The sequence below is a fragment of the Myroides sp. DF42-4-2 genome (assembly GCF_030326445.1).
In the GTDB taxonomy this organism is placed as follows: domain Bacteria; phylum Bacteroidota; class Bacteroidia; order Flavobacteriales; family Flavobacteriaceae; genus Flavobacterium.
Genome location: NZ_JACAKI010000054.1, coordinates 1 through 1,235 on the forward strand (window position 1 = coordinate 1; position 1,235 = coordinate 1,235).

The following is a 1,235-nucleotide window of genomic DNA, read 5'->3' on the forward strand; positions in this document are numbered from 1 at the left end:
CACTGTGGTCACGCCTGAGGTTATAAACACATGAAGTCCTTCACTACCTATAACTCCTTTCTGAGCTTGTAATACATCTTGATCTGTAGATGCTTTCATTGGTGCTAATTGCAAGGAAGGTGCTGTGAATATATCCTCTGATTTCTGATACGCTACTTTGGCTAGTGTTCCCTTGACATCTAGTTTAGTTTCACCTGCTGCACTTAGTTTTTGATTGGTATAACTATTATATCCATATAGTTGTCTATTAACATGACGAGCTTGCATGCGTATTTGGATATCTTCTACATCTCTACCATATACCAGCTGTATAGGTTCTTCTCCAACAGGTAAATCTCCAAAATACAACTGTTCTCCATCATAAAAAAACTGTTCTCCATAAGCCTCTGCCATACGAGCTAGATAATTATAGGCAGTCTCGTTATACTGACATGAATAAGATAAATTACAATTCTTACTAGACCTTATAAATGACTTATACTTGCCATTACGCTCATAACCTTCTTTTAATATACTGTGTACTATAGAACTAAGGGACTCTGGCTCTAAGCCGCCAAAGCTCTGAATATGAGGAGCCATATCAAGTAATATGGTCGGACCGTATCCTTTTAGTACAAGATAGCCACGACTACCCTGAGCTTGTTTAAAACTAACATCGGTAACGATTCCATAAAAATCTCGCTCTGGCTTTTCTTTGATATTTTTATAGTTTAAAGTCACTAATATGCGTTTTCCTAATAAATCTTGTGCTTGACTCATTTGGTAAGTCTCTTCTATACCAAGGGCATCATGACTGAGCTCCAATGTAAACTCATGGTGTTTCTTTACACTCTGTTTAAGCTCAAAATTCTTATAGTTTTTAAGCACTTTTCCTTCTACTACTATGGTTAAATCAACCAGGTGATTCACTCCTGGTATAAAGTGATTCAATATAGCAGCCGCATTACTAATAGCACTATTACCTGTATTAATATTACTGATTTGACTTAAACGCTGTGGTGTGTCTACTCTGCTATTTATTCCTTCTATCTGATGTTGATATGCGGATGACTTCTTCATCACACTACTAGCAGTTCCATAGGTTGTAGAGGTAAAGCTTTCTATCTCTTGTGGGTGAATAAGTACCTGTTCTTCTACTAAATCCTCTGTTTTTTCCGTTGTTTTTTCCGTTGCTTTTTCCGTTGCATACTCATTTGTAGCATCACTTAGTATCCCCTTGCTTTGTCCTGGGATTT

At 37.1% G+C, this 1,235-nt stretch carries 1 protein-coding gene; it reads right to left on the reverse strand.

Features of this window, described 5'->3' with window-relative positions; all coding sequences use genetic code 11:
* On the reverse strand, window positions 1-1,235 hold a 1,235-nt coding region (locus tag HX062_RS16090), incomplete at both ends, for a contractile injection system protein, VgrG/Pvc8 family (RefSeq protein ID WP_353620076.1).